Source organism: Pseudomonas saliphila (assembly GCF_008638345.1).
Classification (GTDB): domain Bacteria; phylum Pseudomonadota; class Gammaproteobacteria; order Pseudomonadales; family Pseudomonadaceae; genus Halopseudomonas; species Halopseudomonas saliphila.
This window is the reverse complement of the sequence record NZ_VTVA01000025.1, coordinates 1-24,721: the sequence shown is the minus strand read 5'-3', so window position 1 is coordinate 24,721 and position 24,721 is coordinate 1. Positions and strand designations below refer to the sequence as shown.

The window sequence follows — 24,721 nt, the reverse complement described above, 5'->3', positions numbered from 1 at the left end:
AGCGGATCAGGCTGCGGCTGCAGGCAACTTCATCTCAAAGGTTGTGACACCCTCAGTTGACCGGCAAACGATCGATCCTTTATGCGCTTCTACTATTGTGCTGGTGATGGCCATCCCCAGGCCGGCATTCAGGGTGCTGCCTTCTCGTCGGGCACTATCCACGCGGTAGAAGCGATCGAATAGCTTATCGATATGTTCGCGCGGGATCGTTGGGCCTTGATTGCTCACGCTCAGTCCCGCCCACGGGCCAGCTTGCGAGACAGTGATATTAATTGACGTGTCTGTCTTCCCATAGCGAACCGCGTTCGACATCACGTTTGAGATCGCCCGGCGTAGCATAAGGTTGTCTCCCCTCACCGGCGTTGGGCCGTCGCTATGAACGACGAGTTTGATCCCTTTTTCGTCGGCGGCATACTCGTAATATTCCAGCACGCTCGAAGCAATCGCAGTCAGATCGTGATCTTCGAAATCAGGCGTAATCATGCCATTATCCGCTTTGGCGAGAAAAAGCATTTCATCAACCGTGCGCGCCATTCGACGCAGCTCTTCAAGGGTCGAGAAGAGAGTGTCCTTGTAGTCGGCATTGTCGCGATCCTTCATCAGCGCTACTTCAGTTTGCGTCAGCATGCTATTTAGCGGGGTCCGCAGTTCATGCGCTATGTCAGCGGAAAAGTCTGATAGACGCAAGAAGGACTGATCCAGTCGCTCAAGCATTGCGTTGAAGTTATCGACGAGTTCGTGCAGTTCAGTTGGTACTGACTCAGTTGAGATTCGGGTATCCAGACAATTAGCAGTGATGATGGAAGACGTTCTGGACAGCTTGGATATTGGCTTCAACCCCCTGCGAATGAAGGCGAAGCCAAGCGCACCACTTAAAATCGCACTGACCACGAGCGTGTAAATGAACCACTGTCGGATCATTTCATAAAAATGCGTGCGATGCGTGACATCGAGTGCCAAGTGGATTGTCCCCGCCTCCCCGTCGGCCCACCCTGCAATTCTTTGTGTAATTCCGCTGTAGCGATTGGGCCCAACATCAATCAGCCATCGGTCGTCCTGGCCGGGGCTTATCGATGACATCATCTTTTCGGACAGGTTGTGATGGGAATAGATCACTTGGTCTCCGGCCAGGATCGCGGCAGCGAAGCCAAAAGAGGTGTCGATCAGTCGATCAATGTCCGAAACCATCGAAGGGTCCAACCCGCTCCCGCGCGTCAGGATGGCTTCCAGCGCGGAAACCTTGCGGTCAAGAAGCTGCGCATCTTGTCTGTCGAAATGAAGACGACAAAAATAGTCGAAGCTGACGGCGGCGAGACTCAGCACTGCTGTCACCACGATTACAAAAAGAAGCGCCATCCTGCCGCGTAATGACAACCTGCTCATTGCTGCCTCTCGTTAAGTATTGAGCCAAAAGTGAAGATACATCTTATCCTAAACCCTGCGCTGGGGTTCAGCTTGTATACGAGTAGTCTTGAGGGCCCGTGGTATCAAAGTTATTTTGGTATTTCTAATGAGTCGCCCTTGCCTGAACGATTTTCGCTATTTGGCGGCCTAAATTGCCGGAACGTCATTCGACTTGCGCAAAGTGATGCAAACTGCTAACGCAATATATATACAGAAAGAAACCAACGGAAGGCGCTTGTCATGTCCTGTAAAGCAGGCCAGTTGGGAGGCTTATGCAATAAATTTATATTATTCTTTATTTTGATGAGTTCGTCAGTAGTTCGTGGCATTAATCCAATGTAATGTCTGTGTCACCTTGGTGACAGGTATAATGTGACACCATCTGCTCTGGATATTTTTTATAGGCAGACACGCATGGGCATTCGATCAAAAATTGCTGCATTTTCAATCAGTTTTGTTTCTCCGTTCGTAATGGCAGACGGCAGCAGTGATCCCGTTTATGGCTCTATGATTAAAGAGAACGAAAATAGATGGAAGGAGCATGCATTATCAACTGACCAAGCCCCCCCGGAGATTGTTCATTACCGCTATGGAATGAACCTGGATATTGAGCGTGTCATACATATCACATCGACACGTATTGGCTGCGGTGTAATGCCTGCCCAGATGACGTACAAAGATTCCAACGGGGATCTGAAAATACTTGAGTATCGTGCCTCTGGCACGAAGTGCCGAGGAAACGAAGGATGATTCAATTGGCTTTCTTCTTTAACGGGGCGGGCGCAAAAACCGAGTGCAACACCTGACCTTTCCGGTACGGTGCTGCCGCTATCTTATTCCGAACTCAGCGTTGAAGAACGCGCCAACATACAAATCGGTCATGCCCCAGGCTTGAGCCTGGGTAAGATCACCCGATCCCCTTCGACCATCAGCCGGGAGCTGCGCCGCAATCGAGATACCAGTGGTGGCTACTCGGCCCGCGTGGTCCAGCAACAGATGCAGGCCGTCGCCAGGCTTGTCGACCGACACGAAAGCTGTTTCCCGGTAGCAAGCGCTTCGAGTTGGTGGTCTATATGACTGTGTTGCCCTCAGCTTCTGCAACCGCCTTTTCGATGCCCTAACGATATGTTGCGTGGACCAAACTCAGCAAGTTTTACCAACGCTGCACCAGGGTCTATTGTCGCGAGCCGCGTTGTTGCTCAAATAACGGCAGCCAATGAGCGTTCGGGCGGATGTTGTGTCGCTAGGTTCAGTGCTCAGCTTTCAACTGCTTCTTGGGCTAATTGCTGATTTTGCTGCGGCGACTCCTGCAGCATTTTTGGCGCCTGAGCACGGGGTACGCTAGTCAGCGCATAATCACTGCCATCTTCCGCCATCGCTACTGAAGACGCGAACGCCAGAACTAGCGGGATAATTACTTTAGTTAGTTTGTTCATTTGTCACCTCATTGTTGGGAATGGCTATAGATTACCCGGCTAAGGCTGACGACAAGCTGTTGGGATCCTTACAGTTGCGTAACGTTCAGCTAGCCGGGCTACCGCACCAGCTGGCGGTAGCCATCGGCATGGTTACAATTGCTTAAGCGAAGTGATGGATGAACTCATGCCTTTCGAGGTGAATTCGAACTCAATCTCGTCACCTTCATTGAGCTGCTCAAGCTGTTCGGCCGTAGCCTTGAAGCCCATCGTCATGGGTGGCCAGTCAAGCGCCGGCACGGCCCCGTGTGCGATGGTCACGGTTCCTTTTTCCTGATTGATCTTGCGAACAGTTCCAGTTGCCTTGGCTGTCTTCGTTGTCGTATCGTTTTGCTCCATTTTCATTTCGCCCATGGGCATGCTCTGTTTCATTTCCATACCCTTCATTTCATCGGCGAAGGCTGCCGGAGTCAGTGCCAGGCTAAGAATGAGTGCCAGTTTCGTTTTCATTGTGAATCTCCAACTTGTGGTTTGGCTTGCTCAATGGATCGGCGCCTCATCAAGAGATAAGCAGCCGGGAGTACAAACAGGGACAGAAGAGGCGCGGTGATCATGCCGCCAACCATTGGCGCGGCTATACGGCTCATGATTTCACTACCGGTGCCACTGCCAAGCAGGATTGGCAGCAGACCAGCGATGATGACCGCCACGGTCATCGCCTTGGGTCGAACTCGCTGCACGGCGCCCTCACGGATCGCTTCCAGTAGAGCTTGTTTATCCGTACGTCCCGCACCCTGACGCTCGGTCCAGGCATTGGTCAGGTACAGCAGCATGATGACGCCGAACTCGGCCGACACCCCTGCCAGCGCAATGAAGCCGACACCGGTCGCTATCGAAAGGTTGTAATCAAGCAGGTACAGGAACCAGACACCGCCGGTCAGGGCGAACGGGAGTGTTGCCATGATCAACAAGGCTTCGCTGAACCTGTTGAAAATCAGATAAAGCAGCACAAAAATGATCAACAGGGTGGCCGGTACGACCAGTTTCAGTTTGGCGTTGGCGCGCTCCATGAACTCGAACTGCCCCGAGTAGCTGATGCTCATGCCCGATTCAAGCGTCACCTCCTCGTCAATCCTTGTACGCAGATCATCCACCACCGCCGCCATATCCCGGTCGCGCACGTCAACGTATACCCAGCCGGTGAGTCGGGCATTTTCGCTTTTGAGCATCGGCGGGCCATCCGTCACCTTGACTTGCGCCACGGTGCCCAGGGTGATCTGACTTCCCTGCGGGGTGTAGATCGGCAGATTACGTAAATCGCTCAGCGAATCACGCCATTCGCGCGGATAACGCAGGCTGATTGGATAACGGGCCAGCCCCTCGACGGTTTCGCCGATATTGGCACCGCCGACCGCACCAGCCACGATGGACTGCACATCAGCTATGTTCAGCCCATACCGCGCAGCTGCGGCTCGATCAATGTCGACATCAATATAGCGTCCGCCGGTGATGCGGTCGGCGACAGCTGAGCTCACGCCCGGGACCGTCTTGGCGACGCGCTCAACGGATTGGGTCGCCTTGTCAATCTGGGCCAGGTCCGCGCCGTATACCTTGACCCCGATCGGGCTTTTGATCCCGGTGGCCAGCATATCCATGCGGTTCCGAATGGGTGGGATCCAGAGATTGGCCAGTCCTGGAACTTGCACCGCCTGGTCCAGCTCTTTTACCAATTTTTCCGGCGTCATGCCTGGTCGCCATTGGTCTTTCGGCTTGAACTGGATGGTTGTCTCGAACATGGTTAAGGGTGCGGGATCGGTTGCGGTATCGGCACGACCTGCCTTACCAAAGACTCGCTTCACTTCGGGAACGGTTTTGATCATGCGATCAGTTTGTTGCAGAAGCTCTGACGCTTTCTGAACCGACAGACCCGGTAGCGCAGTCGGCATATAGAGCAGGTCGCCTTCATCCATTGACGGCAAAAACTCTCCACCCAGGCGAGAGATCGGCCAGAGAGCTGTAAGGAAAACGACTATAGCGACTGCTATGGTGACCTTCGGCCAACGGAGCACTGCTTCAAGGGCTGGCTGGTACGCCCGGATAAGTCCACGGTTGATGGGATTACGATGTTCATCAGGGATTTTCCCACGGATCCAGTACCCCATCAGCACCGGGACCAGGGTGACCGAGAGCCCTGCGGCTGCAGCCATGGCATAGGTTTTAGTGAATGCCAGCGGGCCAAACAATCGCCCTTCCTGAGCTTCCAGCGTGAACACCGGAATGAATGACAACGTAATGATAAGCAGGCTGAAGAACAGAGCCGGACCAACTTCGATCGCGGCATCGGTTATTACTTTCCAGTGCTCGGCGCCCTCAAGCTTCTTGTTGAGATTGTTCTTATGCCACGCTTCGATGTGTTTATGCGCGTTTTCAATCATTACGATAGCGGCATCAACCATGGCGCCGATTGCGATCGCAATGCCACCCAAGGACATGATGTTAGCGTTGACGCCTTGTCGTTGCATGATGATAAAAGCGATCAAGATACCGACCGGCAACGACACGATCGCTACCAACGATGAACGTAAATGCCAGAGGAACAAGGCACACACCAACCCCACGACGATGAACTCTTCCAGCAGCTTATAACTGAGGTTCTTTACGGCGCTATCAATCAGCTCGCTGCGATCATAAGTGGTGACCACCTCGACCCCATCGGGCAAACTTTTCTTGAGATCTTCCAGTTTGGCCTGCACGGCGGTAATGGTTTCACGGGCATTTTTTCCGCTGCGCAGAATCACTACACCGCCCACCACTTCGCCTTCGCCGTCCAGTTCGGCAATCCCACGGCGCATTTCCGGGCCAAGCTGAATATGCGCGACGTCACCGAGTGTTACCGGCACACCATTCGTATCCAAGCGCAGTGGAATAGCGCGAAAGTCCTTTAACGAAGCGAGATAACCCGAAGCGCGGACCATAAACTCGCTTTCTCCGAGCTCTAGTACGCTCCCGCCTGTTTCTTGGTTGGCCCCGTCGATCGCCTGTATGATTTGCTGCTGCGTTATCTGGCGGTTAGCCATGCGCACTGGGTCGAGCATCACCTGGTACTGCTTGACCATCCCCCCGATCGCCGCTACCTCGGCCACGTTTGGGAGAGTCTTGAGCTCATAGCGCAGGAACCAGTCTTGCAACGAGCGCAGCTGGGCTAGATCGTGCTGGCCGGTACGATCAACCAAGGCATACTGATAAACCCAGCCTGCTCCGGTGGCATCCGGGCCAAGTGCTGGAGCGGCTCCGTCGGGCAAGCGACTTTGAACCTGGCTGAGGTACTCAAGGACCCGAGAGCGCGCCCAGTAAAGGTCAGTCCCGTCCTCGAAGAGCACATAAACGTAGCTGTCGCCAAAGAATGAATAGCCCCGTACGGTCTTCGCCCCAGGTACCGATAGCATGGTTGTCGCCAGCGGGTAGGTGACCTGATTTTCAACGATCTGTGGGGCTTGACCGGCATAGGGCGTGCGGATGATGACCTGAACGTCGGACAGATCAGGCAAAGCATCAACGGCTGTGTTTTGTATTGACCATATGCCCCAGGCAACTGAAAACAGCGTGCCAAGCAATACCAGAAATCGGTTGGTTACCGACCATCGAATGATGTTAGTGATCATGGCCGCCCCCGAGTTGTTCGATCTGCTCAATAAGAAGGCCTTCGTCGCTTTCGCTAACGCCCACACGGACGCGATCCCCTTCGGTAAGTCCTTCCAGCAGGGATTTGTCTGCGGCAGGGAACGCCATGGTCATGCCGGGCATGTTCAATGTCTTGAACGGACCGTGGGCCAAGCCGACCATGCCGTCTTCCAGGCTCATGATGGTGCCCTCGGCCTCGTGTAAGGCTTGTCCTGTGGTTTGCGTTGATTGTTTCAGCTGAGCAGTCAATCCACGCAGGCTGGCTTCGGAGTCAAGCAAGAATTGCCCTGACGCCACCACTTGCTGGCCTTCCTCCAAACCGGCCAACACCTCTGTCTTGTCTTCGGTCTCACGGCCGGCTTGAACTTCTACCGGGCGGAACTTGCCCTCGCCTTCGGCGAGCATGACGAGCGTACGTCGACCGGTTCGAATCAGTGCCTCGGTGGGCACAACCAGCGCAACGTCTTTATCGCGACTGAGAGTGACGTCTGCAGTCATTCCAGGGCGCAGGCGTAGGTCAGGATTGGGTAGTTCGATCCGAACCCGTACCGTTCGGCTATCCAGGTTGGCCTGCGGTAATACTGCCTCGATAGAACCCTCCAGGCTGTCGCCCGGGTAGGCGGGTAGCCTGGCTTCGACGGTTTGACCAACGTTTAGGTTGGCCACCTGTGCTTCAGGTACGGCAACTTCCAGCCAGACGTTTTCCAGTCCGTTGATGCGGGCAAGGGACGCGCCGGCAGGCAGTGTCATCCCTTCGCGGACGTCAAGGGAACGGAGTACGCCACTGATGGGACTCGTTATAGTCCAGGTTGACCTGGCTTTGCCGCTGCGCTCGAGTTGCGCAATAACGTCAGACGGAACACCAGCGAGGCGAAGACGGTGGCGAGCGGCAGCGACCAGCTGCGGTTCGTTTATGCTGCGCAAAGCAAGATATTCTTCCTGCGCAGCTGCCCACTCCGGTACGAAGAGATCGGCCAATGGCGCATTTTTCGCTATCACGTCTTCCGGCGCTCGATCGTAGACCTTCTCGACGAAGCCACCGCTGCGAGCCTGCACAATGGCGACGTCACGTTCATCGAAAGCCAGAGTACCAACCGCCTCGACGGTCTGACTGATAGGTTCGCGTGTGACTGAGGTGATCCGCATTCCCAGGTTCTGCATTACACCGGGGTCGATGGTCATCGATGCGCCATCGCCCCCTTCGTCGGCATAACGCGGCAGAAGCTCCATATCCATGAAAGGAGAGGGGCCAGGTGCGTCAAAGCGCTGTTGCGGATACATCGGATCGTACCAATAAAGAACTTCTCGCTCGTTCTGCTCGGCAGACTGAGCCCCGGCGTTGCTTGCCATTAGAGCTAGCCCGGCTAGTCCTGTATTCAGCAGCATGGGTAGGCTAATCAGCAGAGCCAGTCGCTTGATTCGAAATGTCATGGCTGGATGTCTCCAAAGGCGAAATGTAGGCGGGCGTTGGTCAGAGAGCGGTCACGGGCGAGATCCACACGGCGCAAGCGCATTTCGACAAGCTCCTGCCGTGCATCAATAACGGAGATGAGCTCACCATTTCCGGACCGGTAATCCGCCATGGCCAGACGCACCTTTTCTTCAGCGAGCGGAAGCAGTGTTTCATCGAATCGAGAAAGCGCTCGATTGAGCCGTTGCAGCTCTGCGGCATCGGCTGCAAGCTCTTGGTTATACAGGCGCAGCCTTGCTTGCCGCTCGGCCTCCAGCTCCGCCAGACGGGCGCGCTCAGCGGCGATTTTCGGTTCTTGTCTGGAACCTGCGAACACCGGCAGATCGAAGCTGACACTGAGACTGACCATGTCGCCGAACCCGCCCCCCCTATGTTGATAATCCACGCCCCACCCCCAGTCGGGCCTTTTATCCGAAATGGCTTCGGCAATCTTCGCCTCAGCGCGGTCACTCAAAGGATCGAAGGCCAACAGCTCGGGGTGGCGGTCAAGATTGTGCCGGTATTGATCGAGATCACCCCGCCACACTGGCCAGCTTCCCTCCAGCGGCACGCTAGCAGCCTCGCCAATCCAGCGCTGCAGCTCCGCACGGGCAACAGCTTCGTTGCGCACCAGCACATCTTTTTGTTCGGCCAAAAGAGCCGCTTCCTGCTTTGGTAGAACGCTATCGCTCGCCATTCCGCGAGCACCAGCGATTCTTGCTTTAACGGCCTGAGATAAGAGACGATTTTCTGCATAGAGCTGGTCAAAAATGCTCAGCTTTTGCTCCGCTGCCAACGTGGCAATCCAAGCCTCAGCTGTCAGCTGACGAACCTTAAGGCGCTCGATTTTTTGCTGGGCATGCGCCAGTGCCACAGTTGCTTCAGCGGTTTCTACGCGTGCCCGTCGCTTGGCCCGGTTAGGAACCTCTTGCATAACGCCGATCATTTGCATAGTCATGGGCTCAGCGCCCAATCGCAGGCTGGATTCACCTTCGACAGGGAGGCTCTGGAGACCAAGCTTCAACTTTGGGTCCGGTAGCTCACCCGCCGGGGCCACCGAACTTTGAGCGGCTTGAAGGTTTGCATTGCGCGCAGCCAATGAAGGGGCTTCCCGCTCAGCCAGACTGATGGCTTCTTCAAGAGTGAGTGCTGCCGACGTACTGGGCACAGCCAGTAGGCCAAACAACAAAGCCGCTGCGTAGGAACGCACCCCGAGGATTCGGTAATTCATGTCTTCGATTCCGTTGATGTTCTAGCGCACGCCATCGGCATGCCTTAACCGCCCACCCCAAGGGGTCAGGCGAAACTAGGGAACACGAGCGAAATCAGCTACGGGGAGGATGCCAGACAATGTCAGGTGCGCGAGTCGGGACCTGACCAGGAAGGGAGACAGAGGGGCGTGGGCTGAGCGCCGGCACAGTGACCTTGCCGAACGCGAGCTGAAACAGACTAATGGTTTTGCATTCCTGACCGTTTTCGCAGACTGAGGCGGCGGGGTCTTGTGCACAACAGTCATGTGCAGAGGTGGCCATTTCGGACGCGACTGTGCTGGAAGCAAGGCTCGACTGGTTCATGGCATGATGCGTGTCGGGCGTCATGGTTTGCGCCGTCCCGGTGAAGGGAAGCGCAAGCAGCATGAGAAAAACAAGAAGCAAGTTCCGACACGTGATCATAGATTTATGGCTAGTAGCATGCGAAGAGGACGTAACAGATCCCTTTCTACATATTCTCCGGTCAGTTGATACAGCTTAGATTATCAAACCTTGCTGACAGAAAAGTGAGCCTAAAATTACTTTTATGTCAGTTTCAAAAGCTGGACGCGTGCGCAGGGCACGCTAGCGCAAGCGGAATGAGCGAGATCACCTTTTCATCCAGACAAGATCGCATCCGCTGGCGAAGTGCGTAGCGACTGATCATCAGCTTTTGTCTGCTCAAACATGAATCAACATCGGCCACTCCGCGCATCCATAACCATTACAGTCAGGTTAAAAAGACCTACCGCGCCTGGTCGTATTACAGAATTGTAATGCTGCTGCAATCTACCCGCAATTCTGAGAGGAATACGATAAAACGTTCGTTCCAAAAAGCCTCCTAAAAAGACGAAAATCATATGAATAAAAACATCAGCCGCACGTTGATTGCCTCGTCGATATTTTTTGCCGTTCACTCCGAAGCGGTATCAGCACAAGAACGTATTGCATCTGGCTTCGTAGATGGAAGCAACCTATCGGTGCTGAACCGAAATTTCTATTTTAATCGAGACGACCGTCATGGTCAGTTCAGTCCGAAAGGGACAGGATATTCTGAAGCGTGGGCGCACGGCGTAATAGCTAATTTCGAGTCTGGGTTTACCGAAGGTACCGTTGGTTTTGGCTTGGACGCTTTTGCAATGCTGGGCCTGAAGCTTGATACTGGCGACGGACGAAACGGCGCACGCAGCACCTTTGACGTTCTTCCCACCGACAGTCAAGGCGAAGCTGAGGATGAGTACACAAAGTTCGGCGCGGCGGCAAAATTAAGTGCTTTTGACACGGTCGTTAAAGTCGGCGACGTGTTTCCGACGACCCCTGTAGTCCATTATGGAGATTCCCGGCTACTTCCTGAAAGCTTCCGAGGCGTTACGCTCGTCAATACTCATATTGACGGGTTGACTGTGCAAGGCGGTCGACTCACTGGCATGAGCCAACCAACCAGCAGCAGTATGCATGATGATTTCGCGACATTTTACGCAGGTCCTGTCGACTCCCCATGGGTGGCTTATTTCGGAGGGGACTATATCCTCAATCCCGCATTAGGGTTCAACCTATACACAAGCCGCCTTAAAGACGCCTGGGATCAAACGTATGTTGGTATTTCCAGTGAGCTGCCGGTTTCTGAACGGCTTTCGCTGTTTGGCGGCATAAATTATTACGACGCCCGCGATGAAGGAAAAAAGCTACTTGGAGAATTTAGCAACCAGATATGGAGCGCTAAAGTCGGAATCGCGACTGGTGCCCACAGTATCGCGGTGTCCCACCAGCGCAACCACGGAGATGACGATTTCGATTATCTGCGGCAATCCGATGCAATCTTTCTCGATAACGCATCCCAGTATAATGATTTCAACGCACCAAAAGAACGGTCGTGGATGCTTCGTTATGATCTGGATGTGACTGAGTATGGCGTGCCAGGACTTTCATTTATGACCCGTTATGCCAAAGGAAGCGAGGCCGACTATTCAAATGCTAACGCGGTATATATGAGACGGGATGCTGGTGGCGACCCGCTTACTGACCAGAAGCGTTGGGAGAGAGACATCGAAGCCCAATACATAGTGCAGTCCGGAAAATTCCATGGCCTGTCTTTTAGAGTGCGCCAGGCTACTGCACGTGCAACTGCTTTTGAGTCGGATCTAGATGAAGTCAGGATTATTATAGAATACCCGCTTGATATTATCTGATCTGACTTGATATGGGCGCCCAGGGGCGCCTTTCGTTTTCAATGGCCAATCGTTTTCGCGTCGCCACATTCTCCCGATGTAGATTCCACATCTAACGTAACATGATGAATGGAAAAGGTATTTTTGAGCATTTTCTTGACATCATTCTTTATGTCCTCACTTCGGCTCATCAATTGATCCTCAATCACAACGTGGGCCTCAAGTGATGTCCGGTGTTCATCTATGAGCCAGATGTGCAGGTGATGAACGCCACACACCCCTGAAATGGCCAACGACCTTGATATAACCTCCTGGGGATCTATATCTTTTGGTGTGGCAGACATGAGTATGCGTATGGCGCCGCCTATTTCTGTAAACGCTTGCCACAATATATACCCAGCTATCATTAGCGTTATCAGGGGATCTACAAATACCCAGTCATACAAAATTATCAAAGTCCCTGCAATGATGACCGCAACGGACCCCAATGCATCTGACACGTTGTGTAAAAACGCCGCCCGAATGTTCATGCTGGACTTTGATAACGAATAGGTCAACATGGCCGTTATCGTGTCAACCACTAAAGCGACAGCTGCGATAATCACCACCGTCCACCCCTGAACGGGCTGCGGTTCGAAAAAGCGAAAGATCGCTTCGTAAACCAGGTACAGGCCGATCACAATCAAGGTGGTGTAGTTTATAAGCGCTGCAATCATCTCTGCCCGGACGTACCCGAACGTCCACTCTTCGTTGGCTGGGCGCCGAGCTATTCTCCTGGCAACGTAAGCGATAGCCATCGAGATGGCATCGCTCAGGTTGTGGATTGCATCGGCAACCAGCGAGAGGCTCCCTGAAAATATCCCCCCCGCTATTTGCGCCACGGTCAAGACAAGGTTGACGGCTATCGCCCACCAGACGCGTTTATCACCAGCCTGTTCGTTATGTAGATGTTGATGTCCCACGTTGCCTCCTGTCGCTAGTGAAATCACAGTTTGTATCGGGTGATGCACCCTGCCATTTTGCCGTGGCGATCCCGACGTTATGTCGTAGCCCCTTCGACTGCCTTGTGCTTGCGATCGTTTCGATTGAGTAGTGAACACAACATGGGCAAAACGAACAACGTTAGAAGCGCCTCCCGACGAAGCCGGGAGCGCTACTCCAAAAGCCACGAACTTCATCAACGCGGCTCGTTTATCAGACGACAGTGCTATCCTCGACACCATCCTCGATCCGAATTGCCCGTCTGACATCGCTGACGAAAATGCGCCCATCACCCCGTAGCCCGGTATGGGCCACGTCTTTCAGTACCTGAACCACCTCGTCCACGTACTGGTTATGACACACCACCTCGATTTTTACGTGCTTGACGAAATCCGCCGTGCCGTCAATCGGGTTGGCCGCGCTGGTATGGGCCTTGCTCCGCCCAAAACCACGCACCTCGGAGACACTCATACCGCTGATACCGCTCACCCGGTGCAACGCCAGGGTCACTGCTTCGAGCTTGTGGTTCTTGATATAGGCTTTGATCTCTTGCATGGAGTTATCTCCTTTCAACGGGTTTCGCCGATATCAGCTGGTTTATCAGCGAACCATTGATAAAGAGCGGGAATAACCAACAGGGTAAGAATCGTAGCTGTGACCAGTCCGCCGACCACGACGGTGGCCAGAGGCCGTTGCACTTCGCTGCCGGCGCCGCTGGCGAACAAGAGCGGAAACAGCCCAAGCGCCGTTGTCACAGCAGTCATGATCACCGCTCGCAGACGTGCACACGCCGCCCGGACACTGGCTTCAGCAACGGAAACGCCATCTCTGACCAACTCATTGAGATAGCTGACAAGCACCAGACCGTTTTCCAATGCGATACCAAAAAGCGCGATGAAACCAATTGACGCAGGTACTGACAAGCTCTGCCCCGTCAACCACAAGCCAACGATACCGCCCACCAGAGCCAACGGGATGTTGAGCATGATCAGTAAAGCGTTACGCAGCGAACCAAAGTTTGCGTAAAGCATTATGAACACCAGCGCCAGAGTAATCGGCACCACGATCATCAGGCGCTTGTTGGCCTGTTGCTGAAGCTCGAACTGACCACCCCACTTGAGAAAATACCCCGGCGGCAAGTCGACCTGTTCCGCAATAGCGGCATCGGCTTCGGCAACAAAGGAGCCGATGTCCCGATCACGCACGTTGGTTTGAATGGTGATGAAACGCTGATTGTTTTCTCGGGTGATTTGCCGTGGCCCGACAACTTCTTCGATACTTGCCAGCTCCTCCAGGGGGATCCGCTGGCCGGAGGCGTTTTCGAGAATCAACTGCCGAATGACTTCCATCTCGTTTCGCGCCTCCTTTTTCAGACGCACATATATATCGAAACGACGAATACCCTCGAACACCTGTCCCGCTTCGCTACCACCGACCGCCACGCTCAACGTATCGTGAATATCACTCACATTGAGCCCGTAGCGGGCGATCGCAGCCCGGTCCAACGTAATGCGCAGTTGCGGTGTGCCACCGATCTGATCGCGTTGAACATCCTGAGCTCCACGCACTGTGCCCATCACCTGTTCGATCTCTCGTGCTTTTTCAACAAGCACATCAAGGTCATCACCAAAGAGCTTGGCTGCAAGTTCGGCCTTGGTCCCCGTCAGCAACTCATCCACAGCTGCGGCGATAGGTTGTGTGAAGTTGAACTTGGCACCGGGGAAATCTTCAAATCTCTTGCTCATTGCGGCGTAAAGACCGTCCAATGTATCCGCGCTTACCCACTCCTCCTGTGGCTTGAGAGCAACGAATATCTCGGCGTTGTTTACCGGATCGGCGTGAGCGCCAACTTCACCCCGGCCAATACGCGAGACTACCTGCGTTACCTCCGGAAAATCCTCCATCAATTGCCGTTCAAAAACAGTGATAGTGGTTTTGGCTTTCTCCAGCGAGATAGAAGGCGCCATGGTAGCGCGAATCAACAGGTCACCCTCATTCAGACGCGGCACAAATTCCGAGCCCAGACGCGGCGCTACTGCAGCGCCCACGGCCAGAACGACGACCGCCAGCGCCAACGCGATCCAGCGGCGAGCAACCATTGCCTCTACCAGTGGTTTATAACCTTTGAGCAGAAAGCTGATGATGTCCTTGCGTGGCTTGTCCTCACGAACCTTGGGACTCCTCATCAGGAGCGAAGCGGCTACTGGAGCGATCACTAGCGCGAAGATCAGCGATCCAAACATCGCCACCGCCACCGTGTAGGCCAGCGGTTTGAATGTCGCACCTTCCACGCCCTGTAAAGTGAATAGCGGCAAGAACACGACAATGATAATGCTGATCGCAAACAGGATCGGTCTTGCGACCGACTGGCAGGCGCGCATCACGATATGCAGACGCGACTCATCAGGCTTGGCTTCGCGCAACATGCGATCAACGTTTTCAACCACCACAACCGCGCCATCCACCATCATACCGATAGCGATGGCAAGCCCACCCAGCGACATCAGGTTCGCGGATATTCCGAAAATTTTCATCGCAAGAAAGGTAAAGCCGACCGAAAACGGAATGGAGAGCGCCACCACCAGGCTTGGCCTGAGACCACCCATAAAAGCCAGCAGAACCAGGGCTACTAGAATGATGCCCTGCAACAGAGCATTGATCACAGTGGTTACGGCCGCTTTCACGAGCGTAGCCTGGTCGTAATACGGCTGCACCTCGATGCCTTCAGGCAGGTTGTCGTTGATTGTCGCCAACTCCTGCTTTACCGCATTGATCACGTTGGAGGTGTTGCTGCCGATCAGCTTCAACACCATGCCGACAACCACCTCGCCGTTGCCATTCTTGGTGGTCAGTCCGCGGCGAATTTCTCCGCCAATGTCCAGATCGCCAAGTTGGTTCAAATAAACGGGAGTCCCGTCGATGGTCTTCACCACAATGTTGCGAAGAGACTCGAGATCTGTGGCAAGACCCACCGACCGCACAATGTACTCTTCGTCATTTTTGACGATGAACTGGGCGCCGGCATTGGCGTTGTTGGCTTCAATACGCTCCTTGATTTCCGGCAAACTGACGTCGTAGCGAAGCAGCGCGTTCGGATCGACATTCACCTGAAACTGTTTCACTTCGCCGCCAATCGAAAGAACTTCGGTTACGCCCTTGACGGTCTGCAAATTGAACTTGACGATCCAGTCCTGAATCTCACGCAGCTCGGTAGTGCTGTACTGACCGCTGGTGTCCTCGAGTACATAAAACAGTATCTGCCCAAGCCCTGTAGTAATAGGCCCCATGACCGGCTCGCCAAAACCGGCGGGAATCGACTCCCGGGCGACCTGAAGCCTCTCGCCCACCAATTGCCGGGCGAAATAGATATCAGTTCCATCCTCAAAATAGATATTGACAACTGACAGCCCAAAGTTGGAAATCGAACGCACATGGTCGAGTTCTGGCAGACCATTCATTGCACTTTCGATCGGATAGGTGACGTATTTTTCCACTTCTTCGGGTGCCAATCCCTCAGTTTCTACGAACACCTGGACCAATGCCGGCGAAATGTCAGGGTAGGCGTCCACCGGCAGGGTGCGATAGGCGAAGTAGCCGCCCACCAGGGTCGCCAGAGCTAGCACGACTACCAGTAGCCGGTTATCCAGCGCAAAACGGATAATGCCTTGCATACTGTTCTCCTGGGCTAGTGGTTGTGACCGGATTCAAATTCATTCTTCTGCAGCTGCGCCTTAAGCACGAAACCGCCCTCGGCAATGTAACTTTCTCCGGGTTCAAGACCGCTCAGGACTTCGACCATTTTTCCATCGTCGCGACCGAGCTTCACTGACCGCGGCTCCCAGCGCTCGCCTTCCTGTACAAAAACCGTTGGCTGACCCTCCAAATCAATGATCGCACCCTCGGGAACTACGACGTCTACCGGGTACTCGCCAATGGCAATATCACTCTGAACGAACATACCCGGTTTCCATGCGCGGCTCTCATTTGGCAGGAAGACTCGAGCCAGGCCAGTACGCGTGCGCTCATCTACCGACGGGGCCACATAGTCGATGCGAGCATCAACCGGCTCTGGGCCATAGCTGGTACTGAGACGAACCGGCTGACCAACCTCCACCAACGGTACTTGCTTGGGATAGAGCGCTATGTCAGCCCAGAGAGTAGACACATCCGCGACCACGAAGGCAGTGTCATCCGGTGACAAATGTTCTCCCAACGTAACGTCCCGATTGATCACCACGCCGTCGATCAGCGATGTGAGGTTGAAGCGTGCAAGCGTTTCAGAACTCTCTGCCACGGCAAGGGTTTCGCCGGCACTGACCTTGTCGCCGATCTTTGCCCGCACCTCAACGATTTTCGCCGCAAAACGCGGACTGATGTGAGCGACGGCTTCCTTGTTCAGTTGGATCTCGCCTGGCAATGACACCTGCTGGCGAATGACACCCGCGTCAGCAACGGCAATTTCACCACCGAACTCGCGTAACAGATCAGCGCTAAGGGTCAGAACCGGCTCTTCGTTCTCCTCGTGGCCTTCGTGGCCCTCAGCCTGACCTTCTTCGGCATGACCGTCATGATCGTCATGTCCTGCTTCTTCCGCAGCATGGTCACCTTCCCGCTCACCGTGCTCCTCTTCAGAATGTTCTGCTTCAGCTTCTGGTTCTTCCGATTCATGCTGATGCGAAGCTTCCTCCTCGGTGTGAGCGGCTCGTGTTTCCACTTTTGGATCGGTTACCGCAATTGCGCTGTGAAGCGGCAGCCCTGCCAGGAGCAAACTGCCAAGTACCAGATTCAATAGTTTGTTCATCGAGATTCTTCCTGTCGTGACGTTTGCTCTGCACCAGCGGATCCATCCAGGTAGGGCAGACGGAATTCGGACGACACACCGCTTGCGGTATCGGCTCGGGTAAGAATTTGTCCGCTTCCCGTCAGAGGCTGGCCCGTCAGGGTTTCAAGGGTAATAAGGGTTTGATGGAAGTCGGTGGCGGCGACAACCGCGTCGTTCTCGACGGCCAGCACTTGCTGCCGGGCCTGCACGAGTTCGAGATAGGAGAAGCGCCCCACCCTGTAACCGTCCTGAATCAACTCGAGAGTCTCCCGTGCTTCGGGCAGGATATCGTTACGCAGTACCGTGACCTGGTTACGTGTCTGTTCCAGTTGTGCGTATGCATTGTGTAGCTCGGTAAAAATCTTGACCCGTGTTGCCTCCTCTTCCAGATCGAGCTTCGCTAGGCCCTCACGGGCGGCCTGGATATTTCCCTGATTCTGGTCATTAACGCCCAGCGGCATGGAGAACTGCAGCACCATTCCGATATCGTTCGTTTCCCGAATGTGTTTGAACCCGGCGCCGACCTCAATGTTCTGTCGGCCGCGAGCGGTAGCGAGTTCAAGCTCGGCCTCGCGTAACCTGCCCTGTGTCAGAAATCGCTGCAATTGCGGTGCTTGCTCGAGTTGAGTACGAATACGGGCGAAGTCCGGAAGCTCCACCAATGAAAAAAGTTCCGCGCCCACAATCGCAAAATCCGGTTCACTGTCCCCCCACAAACTTGCCAGGCGGCGCTTGGCATTCGCCAGCCGAACCTCGAGATTGCTAACCGCCAGCGCAGCCTGCATCGCATCCGTTCGTGCGCGACCAAGCTCGGCCCTGCTTGCGCTACCAGCGTCGAAACGTCTATTGGCCACGGATTGAGCGGCTAAAGTCCATTCAACAACCTGCTCGGAGAAATCCAACAATCTCTGGGTTTGCGCCACTTCCAGATAGCGGCTTGCAGCTGCCGCCAGAACATCAAGGCGAGCAAGCTCGTAATCACGCTCCACCGCCTGGCGCTGCCAACTGCCGACGTCGCGCCGCAAGTTGCGTTTATTACCCATCTCAATGACTTGGCTCAATGCCAGGGTGGTTTCCATTGCATCAACCCCCGAAAATGCTCCGTTGCCAAGAACATTTTCGACTTCCACGGAAAGAACAGGATTGGGTCGCAGGCCCGCCTGCAGGGTTCGCGCTTCGGCGGCACGGATTTCATAGGGATAAACAGCCAACTCGGGGCTGGACTGCAGAACACGAGCTAGTGCCTTAGGCAAGGTCAGTATTGCGGTCTCGCGGTCGGCTGCCCAAGCAAGGTTTGACAACCCCAACATACTGCAGACAAACAGGAGCCTCGCCTGACGCGGCCATCGGGCCGGACGTAGACGACAAATAAGGGCGAGCATAAACCACCTCACATAAGGTTGAACCACAATTGGAATGTCGTAGGGCCGGCTGTGCTGGTATTTACAGTCACGCTGCCTTGATGGATCTGCATGATCGAACGGACGATCGAAAGACCAAGTCCAGTCCCTCCTTCGTCACGTGAGCGCCCGCTATCCACGCGAAAAAATCGCTTGAATATCGCTTCGGTGTGCTCTTCGGGTATACCGGGGCCATCGTTTGTCACAGACAACACGATAGATTGACCTTGACTCTCGATGAGTATCGGAATGTTGCTGTGGTGAGACGCGTGTCTGATGGCGTTCGATAGTAGGTTCGATATGGCTCGCTGCACCATCAGCCTGTCGCCCACGATAACGCCGTCTCCCTGGACGGTCAGCGATATTCCCTTTTCTTCAGCCATAATATTAAACAGGTCGACTACCTGTTCAGCTTCTCTTTTTAAGGATATTTGATCTGACAGATCAGCTGAATCCGACTGAAGAGCTTGCGAAAGGTAGAGCATGTCTGAAACGATCCGAGATATTCTGCCGAGCTCTTCTACACATGATTCTAATGTTTCTTTGTATTCGGAGGATAATCTGTCTCGAGAAAGAGCCACCTGCGCTTTCCCCATTAGATTAGTAATCGGAGATCGCAATTCGTGGGCCAGATCATCCGAAAAATCGGAAAGTTGTTGCACGCCGCCCTCAAGCCTTCCCAACATGAAATTTACGCTGTCTGCTAGCTCTTTAAGCTCCACGGGCAGACCAGAGGTTATTATTCTTCCATCAAGATCATTTGTGGTAACGATGGAAGTCAGCTCTCTGAAGTTGCTCAGCGGAGCCATTCCTCGTCGGGCAATCCACCAGGATCCGAACCCAATTAATACCAGGAACAGCGGCACCGCTAATATGGTCGAATTCAGGTATGCACTAAGCAATTCGGAATCATCGGAACGATTACTGAAGAGTACTAGCAGAAAACTCTCATTGCTCCCGGCAATGCGCACGATGTTAGATTCTATTAGCGCCTCGATGCCATGCTGAGAGAGTCGTTTTTTATATGTATCAGGTTCGACGGTACAAGTACTTCCAGTTAGCAAATGACTTGGCACCGAGCCAACCGTAAAATTTAGTTTATTCGGCCTTTGAGCATCGCATACTAGCAGGCCTAGATCTGGATGGCCGGACACTAAGTCGCCCAGCGGGTGCGAGCTAGTATCTTTGACAAGCGACAGGTTAGACTCTGATATTACATGTTCGATTTGATTTAACTTTTGTTCTAACCTGGACTCGGCAATTATTCCCAATTGATTGCGCAGCGTCATCCAGGATTGACTGAATATCAAAATAACGAGAATTGATCCCATAACACCTACAGACAATCCAATTCGCAGCGACAAACTCAAAGGCTTGGTCATCCGCGATCCTCAAGGACATACCCTACCCCGCGCAGGGTGTGGATTAGCTTCCTGTCAAAGGGTTCGTCTATTTTGGCGCGCAACCTTCGGACAGAGACGTCAACTACGTTAGTGTCACAATCGAAGTTAATGTCCCATACTAACGAAATTATTTGAGTTCTTGTCATAACGACACCAGAATTTCGCATGAGCAGATGTAATAAGGAAAATTCCTTAACAGTCAGATCGATGCGCTGCCCTGCTCGGTATGCACGATGTCTGGCGGGATCAACCTCAAGGTCAGCCACTTTCAGAGAGTCGGTTTCAGTCAGTTTCTCACTTCGCCTCAGAAGCGATCTGATTCTTGCCAGCAATTCAGGGAATTCGAAGGGCTTAACCAGATAATCATCTGCACCCAGGTCCAATCCTTTCACCTTGTTCGACAGCCTGCCGCTAGCAGTTAACATCATTACGCGCGCATCGCTAGTGCGGCGAATATCCTCCAATATCGACCAACCGTCCATGCCAGGCAAATTTACGTCCAATATTACTAAAGCATACTGCTGGCTTTTGAACAGGTGTATTCCATCCGTTCCCGTTAAAGCGTAGTCAACGGTGTAACCAGATTCGCTTAGACCTTGTTGCAAATATTCGGCTGTCTTCAATTCGTCTTCGATGATCAAGACTCGCATCGTTGCACCTTTTTGGCCTTCCATCTTCGTGTTCTGATGCGCGGGCGTCGCTAATTGTAAAAAAAGGCGCCCAAAGGCGCCTAAAACATCTCTTGTTGAAGGAGTAACTACCCAAGAGATGAAACTGAAATTATCTGTTCGCTGGATCTGATTTTTCTGTCGTTTTCAAGAATAACTCATCATTATTCAGGATACGCTGCTTACGCTCTTTTACTTCATTGCCCTTACGCTCATCAAGAGGCAGACCATATCCGTGACGATCGGCAAGCATCGTCCTCAATTTCAAGCTCCCATCTTCAGCCTGCACTGCTGTACTGGCTCCCATCAAGACAAAAGCCATGCTAAATACGGCCATCATGTTGCGATATGTCATAGCGCCCTCGGCTTGGCATTGGGTATGAATTCCATGCCGCTATTATCCAGTTCAAGCCTGACGAGAGGATTAGCCTTAAATGACAATTTTGTCATTTAGGGCTCCCTCGCTTTTTTTCTGCTGCATCTGCTCTCGGATGGGAAATGCCCTGTCTGTAAAAAGCCTCTGTCGAACCCGTTCCACAGCAAGTGTCTGCGGGCGTTACGGTGCGGCTTTCGCAACAGCCGGCCGGTTGTGCCACGGCATTCGTTTCACAGCCGGCCTCTTGCTTCGTCACGGCATCAGGTTTACAGCAGCTACTCGATGGGGCTACGACACCAGCTTCACTGCCAGCGCCTTGCTGTCCATCGCGACCGCGCCACTTTGGCCAAGCATCCCGCCCGACCTGAACGGAAGAGTGCAGGTACAGTAGCGCGAGTGCCACCCCAACGATCAGATCCGGCCACTGCGACTGGGTCAGCATGACTAGCCCGGCCGCGCCTAACACGCTTAGGTTGGCGATAACATCGTTTCGCGAGCACAACCAAGTCGAGCTCATATTGATGTCGTCGCTGCGGTGACTATAAAGCAACGCCAGGCAGCTCAGGTTGGCGGCGAGCGCAACAAGACCGATCAGACCCATCCACCCCGCCTCTGGCACCACGCCCAAGAAGCTCTTACGGATGGCTTCACCGATAATTAAGATGCTGAATAGTAAAAGAAAGCCACTTTTGAAAAGGGCAGCCCCCGCCCGGGCGCGAGTGCCACGGTGCAGCACGAAAAGCGAGATGGCATAAACCAGGGTATCGCCGAACATGTCTAGCGAATCGCCGAGCAACGCGGTCGAGTTCACGACCCAGCCGGCCGTAAACTCGACAACGAACATAACAGCGTTTATGGCAAGCACGATGTAGAGCACCCGGCTCTGCTTCTCGCGCAGTTTGGCAAGCTCACTGCCCTTGCTGTCGCAGCAATCATCCATTGTCAAACCCTCTTCCAAGATAACGTTCGATGTTAGAATGCAGGCTATAGTGACTATAAGGTCAAGCGGCATGACAACGGAACGGTGCAGTTCGACACACTACACGGTCGGTCAGCTGGCGAAGGCCACCGACACAAAGGCCGTGACCGTCCGGTACTACGAGGGCTTGGGGTTATTGCCTCCGGCCGGCCGCTCCGCCGCCGGCTACCGCCTCTACACGGATAAGGAGCACGATCGTCTGCTCTTCATCCGGCGTAGCCGTGCACTCGGTTTCAGTCTCAATGATATTCGTGTGCTTCTCGGGTTTGCTGACCGGCGCGAAGCTTCCTGTGCGGCACTCGATGCCAAGGTGCAAGAGCAGCTCGAACAGGTTCGGATGCGTCTTCGTGATCTGCATGCGATGGAGCGTGAACTTCAACGCTTAAGCGCGTGCTGCGAAGGCGGTGTCATCAATGACTGTAGAATCGTTGAATCTTTGTCCGGGCGCGCCCAAGACGCCACGCCACTCTTTATCACGCCTTGAGCGCCAAAATGCGCCGGGCACCGTTGAGTACGATAAGACCCACGATCGTGCCAATAATCAAATCCGGATAGCTGGAGCCCGTCCAGGCGACCAATGCACCTGCGGTGATAACGCCCAGATTGATCAGCACGTCATTGGCTGAAAATATCCAGCTGGCCTTCATATGCACGCCGCCCTCACGATGTTTGAATATCAGCAACAGGCAAACGGTGTTAGCGATTAATGCAATGAAGCCAACGATCATCATGACCAGGGACTCAGGTTCACTGCCAAACAGGAAACGGCGCCCCACCTCCATCAACACGCCAAGAGCCAAGACCAATTGGAGCACGCCAGCAACATGAGCGGCGCGTGTTTGCAACCGCAAACTGCGGCCTACGGCATAGAGAGCAAGACCATAGACGGCTGCGTCGGCAAACATGTCCAGCGAGTCAGCAATCAGCCCAGCAGACTGGGCGATCAAGCCTACGGTCATTTCGGCTAGGAACATGATCGCATTGATGCCGAGCAACCAGCGTAGAGTGCCGGACTCTTGAGCGTCCGAGGTTGCAGAGGATATGGCAGCCGTGACCGTCCCTGTGTCGGCAGTGCTCGTTTCCTGAAGAGATGCACCCAGCCCCAGGGTCGTCAGTTTTGCCGTTATGGGCTCAACCTCCCCATCGTGCACGACCGTCAATCGTCGATTCGACAAATCAAAGGAGAGCGCTCGAATGTTATGAAAACTATTCAGCGCCAAGCGGATCATTCGTTCTTCCGATGGGCAGTCCATCTTCGGCACGGCAAAGACGCTAACTGACGCATCGCCGGACACCAGCATATCGGGGCCATTTGCAGGCGTCGCCTCACAACCACATGAGTCACCACGATCCTTTCCCACAGTACGCCTCCAGTCGGACCAGAAATAGAATTGTGATAGTTAAAACTATGTAGTGGCTATAAGGTCAAGGGAGCTGGATTACCGGTTGAGATTTGGAGTAAGCACGATGCGTATTGGTCAGTTAGCAGAGGCAGCAGGTATCGACACCCAAACGATTCGGTTCTATGAGCGGCAGGGCCTGCTTGACCCGCCAAGCCGGCAGGACAACGGTTATCGTATCTATACCGAGCGACATGCCAAACGGCTCGCTTTCATTCGTCGCTGCCGAATCCTGAACCTGTCACTGGCAGAGATTCATGACCTCCAAAGCTATAAGGACGATCCTCACCAGCCTTGTGCAGCGGTGAACACGATGCTCGATGACCACATTGTTCATGTGCGATCGCAGATAACTGCTCTACATGAACTTGAGAGACAGCTTGTTGCACTGAGAGGGCGTTGCTCGGATAAGCGCGAAGCAACCGATTGTGGGATCTTGGCGGGAATCAGTGAAGGAAGCGAACCGGCTGACAATTGTCAACGCAATTAAAGTAGATAGGATTGATTATTTAGTCGGTATATTATTGTTTTATATAGGTTTACAAAAATTGGCCTGCACATTGACATAGAGAACGATATGGGAAAAGCGCGGGGGATGGGAATCCCGCCGGAACAGATGCCTCAATCCGGGTTACTAGATGACCGGAGAGCGCGACCTCGCCGATGATAACTGCCTGGTTCATAGCAATCCCTATACTGTTCATCCATACAGTATAGGACGGCAATGCCTCTCGGTTCTAGGGTTGTCGTCCTGCAAACGATGGATTGCTACTGATAGGGCCTTCAGCGCACCCTAGAAACGGAAAAGCCCGGCATAGAGCCGGGCTGTGATGCTGACTGGACGCTTAGAAGGCGTATGTGAGGCCTACACGAACAAGCGGATAATACTGAAGCCTGTCCAACTGGTCCTCGACGTCACCCTCTTCGTTTCGCGCTGCCTCGTTGAGTCTGTTGCGGATAAAGGGGCTCGCATTGTCGGCCCCTGAAACCCGTACGGTCGCATCCGGACGCCCCAGGAACATCACACCGAGGTCCGCATTCACTGACAAGGCGCTGCCCTTGAAGGTGTTGCCATAGCTCACACCCAGGTACGGAGCGATCCGCCTAACCTCAACCTCAGCGTCTACCTGCCCAACTGTATCGGCTGTGAAGACGTATCCGCCGATCTCAACCAGTCCGTTTACGTTCGGCTTTCCGCTACCAGTGAAGTCATTGTTATTGAACATCACACCACCTGTAAGGCGGAATCCTGAATCGAATGGGAAGTAATCTACCAGCGCTTCGACACTGCTCATTTTTAGGGAACGTCTGAAAAAGACTTTCT

21 protein-coding genes and 1 pseudogene are annotated in these 24,721 nt (G+C 53.8%); 5 read left to right on the top strand and 17 right to left on the bottom strand.

Going from position 1 to position 24,721, the window contains the following annotated elements; translation table 11 throughout:
- Positions 1-6: 6 nt before the first annotated feature.
- Positions 7-1,383 carry a heavy metal sensor histidine kinase gene (locus FHK95_RS18830; protein WP_150306181.1) on the bottom strand — a complete coding sequence of 459 codons (1,377 nt, stop codon included), beginning with the start codon at positions 1,381-1,383 and terminating at the stop codon, positions 7-9.
- A gap of 435 nt (positions 1,384-1,818) precedes the next feature.
- On the opposite strand from FHK95_RS18830, the gene FHK95_RS18825 reads away from it, so the two are divergent.
- Complete coding sequence (locus tag FHK95_RS18825; RefSeq protein WP_150302195.1) at positions 1,819-2,154, top strand: DUF2790 domain-containing protein; 336 nt, start codon at positions 1,819-1,821, stop codon at positions 2,152-2,154.
- A gap of 72 nt (positions 2,155-2,226) precedes the next feature.
- Positions 2,227-2,480, top strand: a pseudogene (locus FHK95_RS18820) (helix-turn-helix domain-containing protein); the annotation flags it as partial.
- 180 nt (positions 2,481-2,660) lie between these two features.
- Here the strand turns inward: FHK95_RS18820 and FHK95_RS18815 are convergent.
- From FHK95_RS18815 to FHK95_RS18795, 5 genes are all read right to left on the bottom strand, one after another.
- Positions 2,661-2,840 (bottom strand): hypothetical protein, encoded by a 180-nt coding sequence (locus FHK95_RS18815; protein ID WP_150302175.1) that lies wholly within the window; start codon positions 2,838-2,840, stop codon positions 2,661-2,663.
- Positions 2,841-2,972: 132 nt separating this feature from the next.
- On the bottom strand, positions 2,973-3,329 hold the full coding sequence (locus tag FHK95_RS18810; protein ID WP_150306180.1) for a copper-binding protein: 357 nt from the start codon (positions 3,327-3,329) through the stop codon (positions 2,973-2,975).
- Positions 3,326-6,481 carry an efflux RND transporter permease subunit gene (locus tag FHK95_RS18805; RefSeq protein ID WP_150302177.1) on the bottom strand — a complete coding sequence of 1,052 codons (3,156 nt, stop codon included), beginning with the start codon at positions 6,479-6,481 and terminating at the stop codon, positions 3,326-3,328. The genes FHK95_RS18810 and FHK95_RS18805 overlap by 4 nt, the downstream gene beginning before the upstream one ends.
- Positions 6,471-7,931 carry an efflux RND transporter periplasmic adaptor subunit gene (locus FHK95_RS18800; RefSeq protein ID WP_150302178.1) on the bottom strand — a complete coding sequence of 487 codons (1,461 nt, stop codon included), beginning with the start codon at positions 7,929-7,931 and terminating at the stop codon, positions 6,471-6,473. Before FHK95_RS18800 ends, FHK95_RS18805 begins: the two co-directional genes overlap by 11 nt.
- Positions 7,928-9,181 (bottom strand): TolC family protein, encoded by a 1,254-nt coding sequence (locus tag FHK95_RS18795; RefSeq protein ID WP_150302179.1) that lies wholly within the window; start codon positions 9,179-9,181, stop codon positions 7,928-7,930. The genes FHK95_RS18800 and FHK95_RS18795 overlap by 4 nt, the downstream gene beginning before the upstream one ends.
- An 879-nt stretch (positions 9,182-10,060) precedes the next feature.
- Here FHK95_RS18795 and FHK95_RS18790 point away from each other — a divergent pair.
- Complete coding sequence (locus tag FHK95_RS18790) at positions 10,061-11,389, top strand: OprD family porin (RefSeq protein ID WP_150302180.1); 1,329 nt, start codon at positions 10,061-10,063, stop codon at positions 11,387-11,389.
- 38 nt (positions 11,390-11,427) lie between these two features.
- On the opposite strand, the gene FHK95_RS18785 is transcribed toward FHK95_RS18790, so the two are convergent.
- The 9 genes from FHK95_RS18785 to FHK95_RS18745 form a co-directional block, all read right to left on the bottom strand.
- Complete coding sequence (locus FHK95_RS18785) at positions 11,428-12,330, bottom strand: cation diffusion facilitator family transporter (RefSeq protein WP_206668633.1); 903 nt, start codon at positions 12,328-12,330, stop codon at positions 11,428-11,430.
- Between the two features lie 232 nt (positions 12,331-12,562).
- Positions 12,563-12,904 carry a P-II family nitrogen regulator gene (locus FHK95_RS18780; RefSeq protein WP_090271440.1) on the bottom strand — a complete coding sequence of 114 codons (342 nt, stop codon included), beginning with the start codon at positions 12,902-12,904 and terminating at the stop codon, positions 12,563-12,565.
- Positions 12,905-12,918: 14 nt separating this feature from the next.
- Positions 12,919-16,020 (bottom strand): efflux RND transporter permease subunit, encoded by a 3,102-nt coding sequence (locus tag FHK95_RS18775; RefSeq protein ID WP_090272038.1) that lies wholly within the window; start codon positions 16,018-16,020, stop codon positions 12,919-12,921.
- Positions 16,021-16,034: 14 nt separating this feature from the next.
- Complete coding sequence (locus FHK95_RS18770; RefSeq protein WP_090272039.1) at positions 16,035-17,150, bottom strand: efflux RND transporter periplasmic adaptor subunit; 1,116 nt, start codon at positions 17,148-17,150, stop codon at positions 16,035-16,037.
- Complete coding sequence (locus tag FHK95_RS18765; RefSeq protein ID WP_178114848.1) at positions 17,147-18,472, bottom strand: TolC family protein; 1,326 nt, start codon at positions 18,470-18,472, stop codon at positions 17,147-17,149. Before FHK95_RS18765 ends, FHK95_RS18770 begins: the two co-directional genes overlap by 4 nt.
- Before the next feature lie 89 nt (positions 18,473-18,561).
- Positions 18,562-19,953: a heavy metal sensor histidine kinase gene (locus FHK95_RS18760; RefSeq protein ID WP_150306178.1), complete on the bottom strand. Its 1,392-nt coding sequence runs from the start codon at positions 19,951-19,953 to the stop codon at positions 18,562-18,564.
- Positions 19,950-20,624: a heavy metal response regulator transcription factor gene (locus FHK95_RS18755; RefSeq protein ID WP_090272042.1), complete on the bottom strand. Its 675-nt coding sequence runs from the start codon at positions 20,622-20,624 to the stop codon at positions 19,950-19,952. The genes FHK95_RS18760 and FHK95_RS18755 overlap by 4 nt, the downstream gene beginning before the upstream one ends.
- Positions 20,625-20,754: 130 nt before the next feature.
- Entirely contained in the window at positions 20,755-20,997 is a 243-nt protein-coding gene (locus FHK95_RS18750; RefSeq protein WP_090272043.1) for a hypothetical protein, read from the bottom strand.
- Between the two features lie 91 nt (positions 20,998-21,088).
- Complete coding sequence (locus tag FHK95_RS18745; protein ID WP_150306198.1) at positions 21,089-21,958, bottom strand: cation transporter; 870 nt, start codon at positions 21,956-21,958, stop codon at positions 21,089-21,091.
- A gap of 70 nt (positions 21,959-22,028) precedes the next feature.
- Between FHK95_RS18745 and FHK95_RS18740 the strand changes: the two genes are divergently transcribed.
- The gene (locus tag FHK95_RS18740) at positions 22,029-22,481 is read left to right on the top strand and encodes a MerR family transcriptional regulator (RefSeq protein ID WP_235906834.1); all 453 of its coding nucleotides are present in this window, start codon (positions 22,029-22,031) and stop codon (positions 22,479-22,481) included.
- Here FHK95_RS18740 and FHK95_RS18735 read toward each other — a convergent pair.
- The gene (locus FHK95_RS18735) at positions 22,471-23,298 is read right to left on the bottom strand and encodes a cation transporter (RefSeq protein ID WP_408003649.1); all 828 of its coding nucleotides are present in this window, start codon (positions 23,296-23,298) and stop codon (positions 22,471-22,473) included. The two genes, FHK95_RS18740 and FHK95_RS18735, sit on opposite strands and share 11 nt — an antisense overlap.
- 166 nt (positions 23,299-23,464) lie before the next feature.
- Here FHK95_RS18735 and cadR point away from each other — a divergent pair, with 166 nt between their 5' ends.
- Positions 23,465-23,887, top strand: coding sequence for a Cd(II)/Pb(II)-responsive transcriptional regulator (cadR, locus tag FHK95_RS18730; protein ID WP_150306175.1), 423 nt, complete (start codon positions 23,465-23,467; stop codon positions 23,885-23,887).
- A gap of 355 nt (positions 23,888-24,242) precedes the next feature.
- On the opposite strand, the gene FHK95_RS18725 is transcribed toward cadR, so the two are convergent.
- Positions 24,243-24,721: hypothetical protein (locus tag FHK95_RS18725; RefSeq protein ID WP_206668632.1), on the bottom strand; the 479-nt coding region annotated here is incomplete at its 5' end.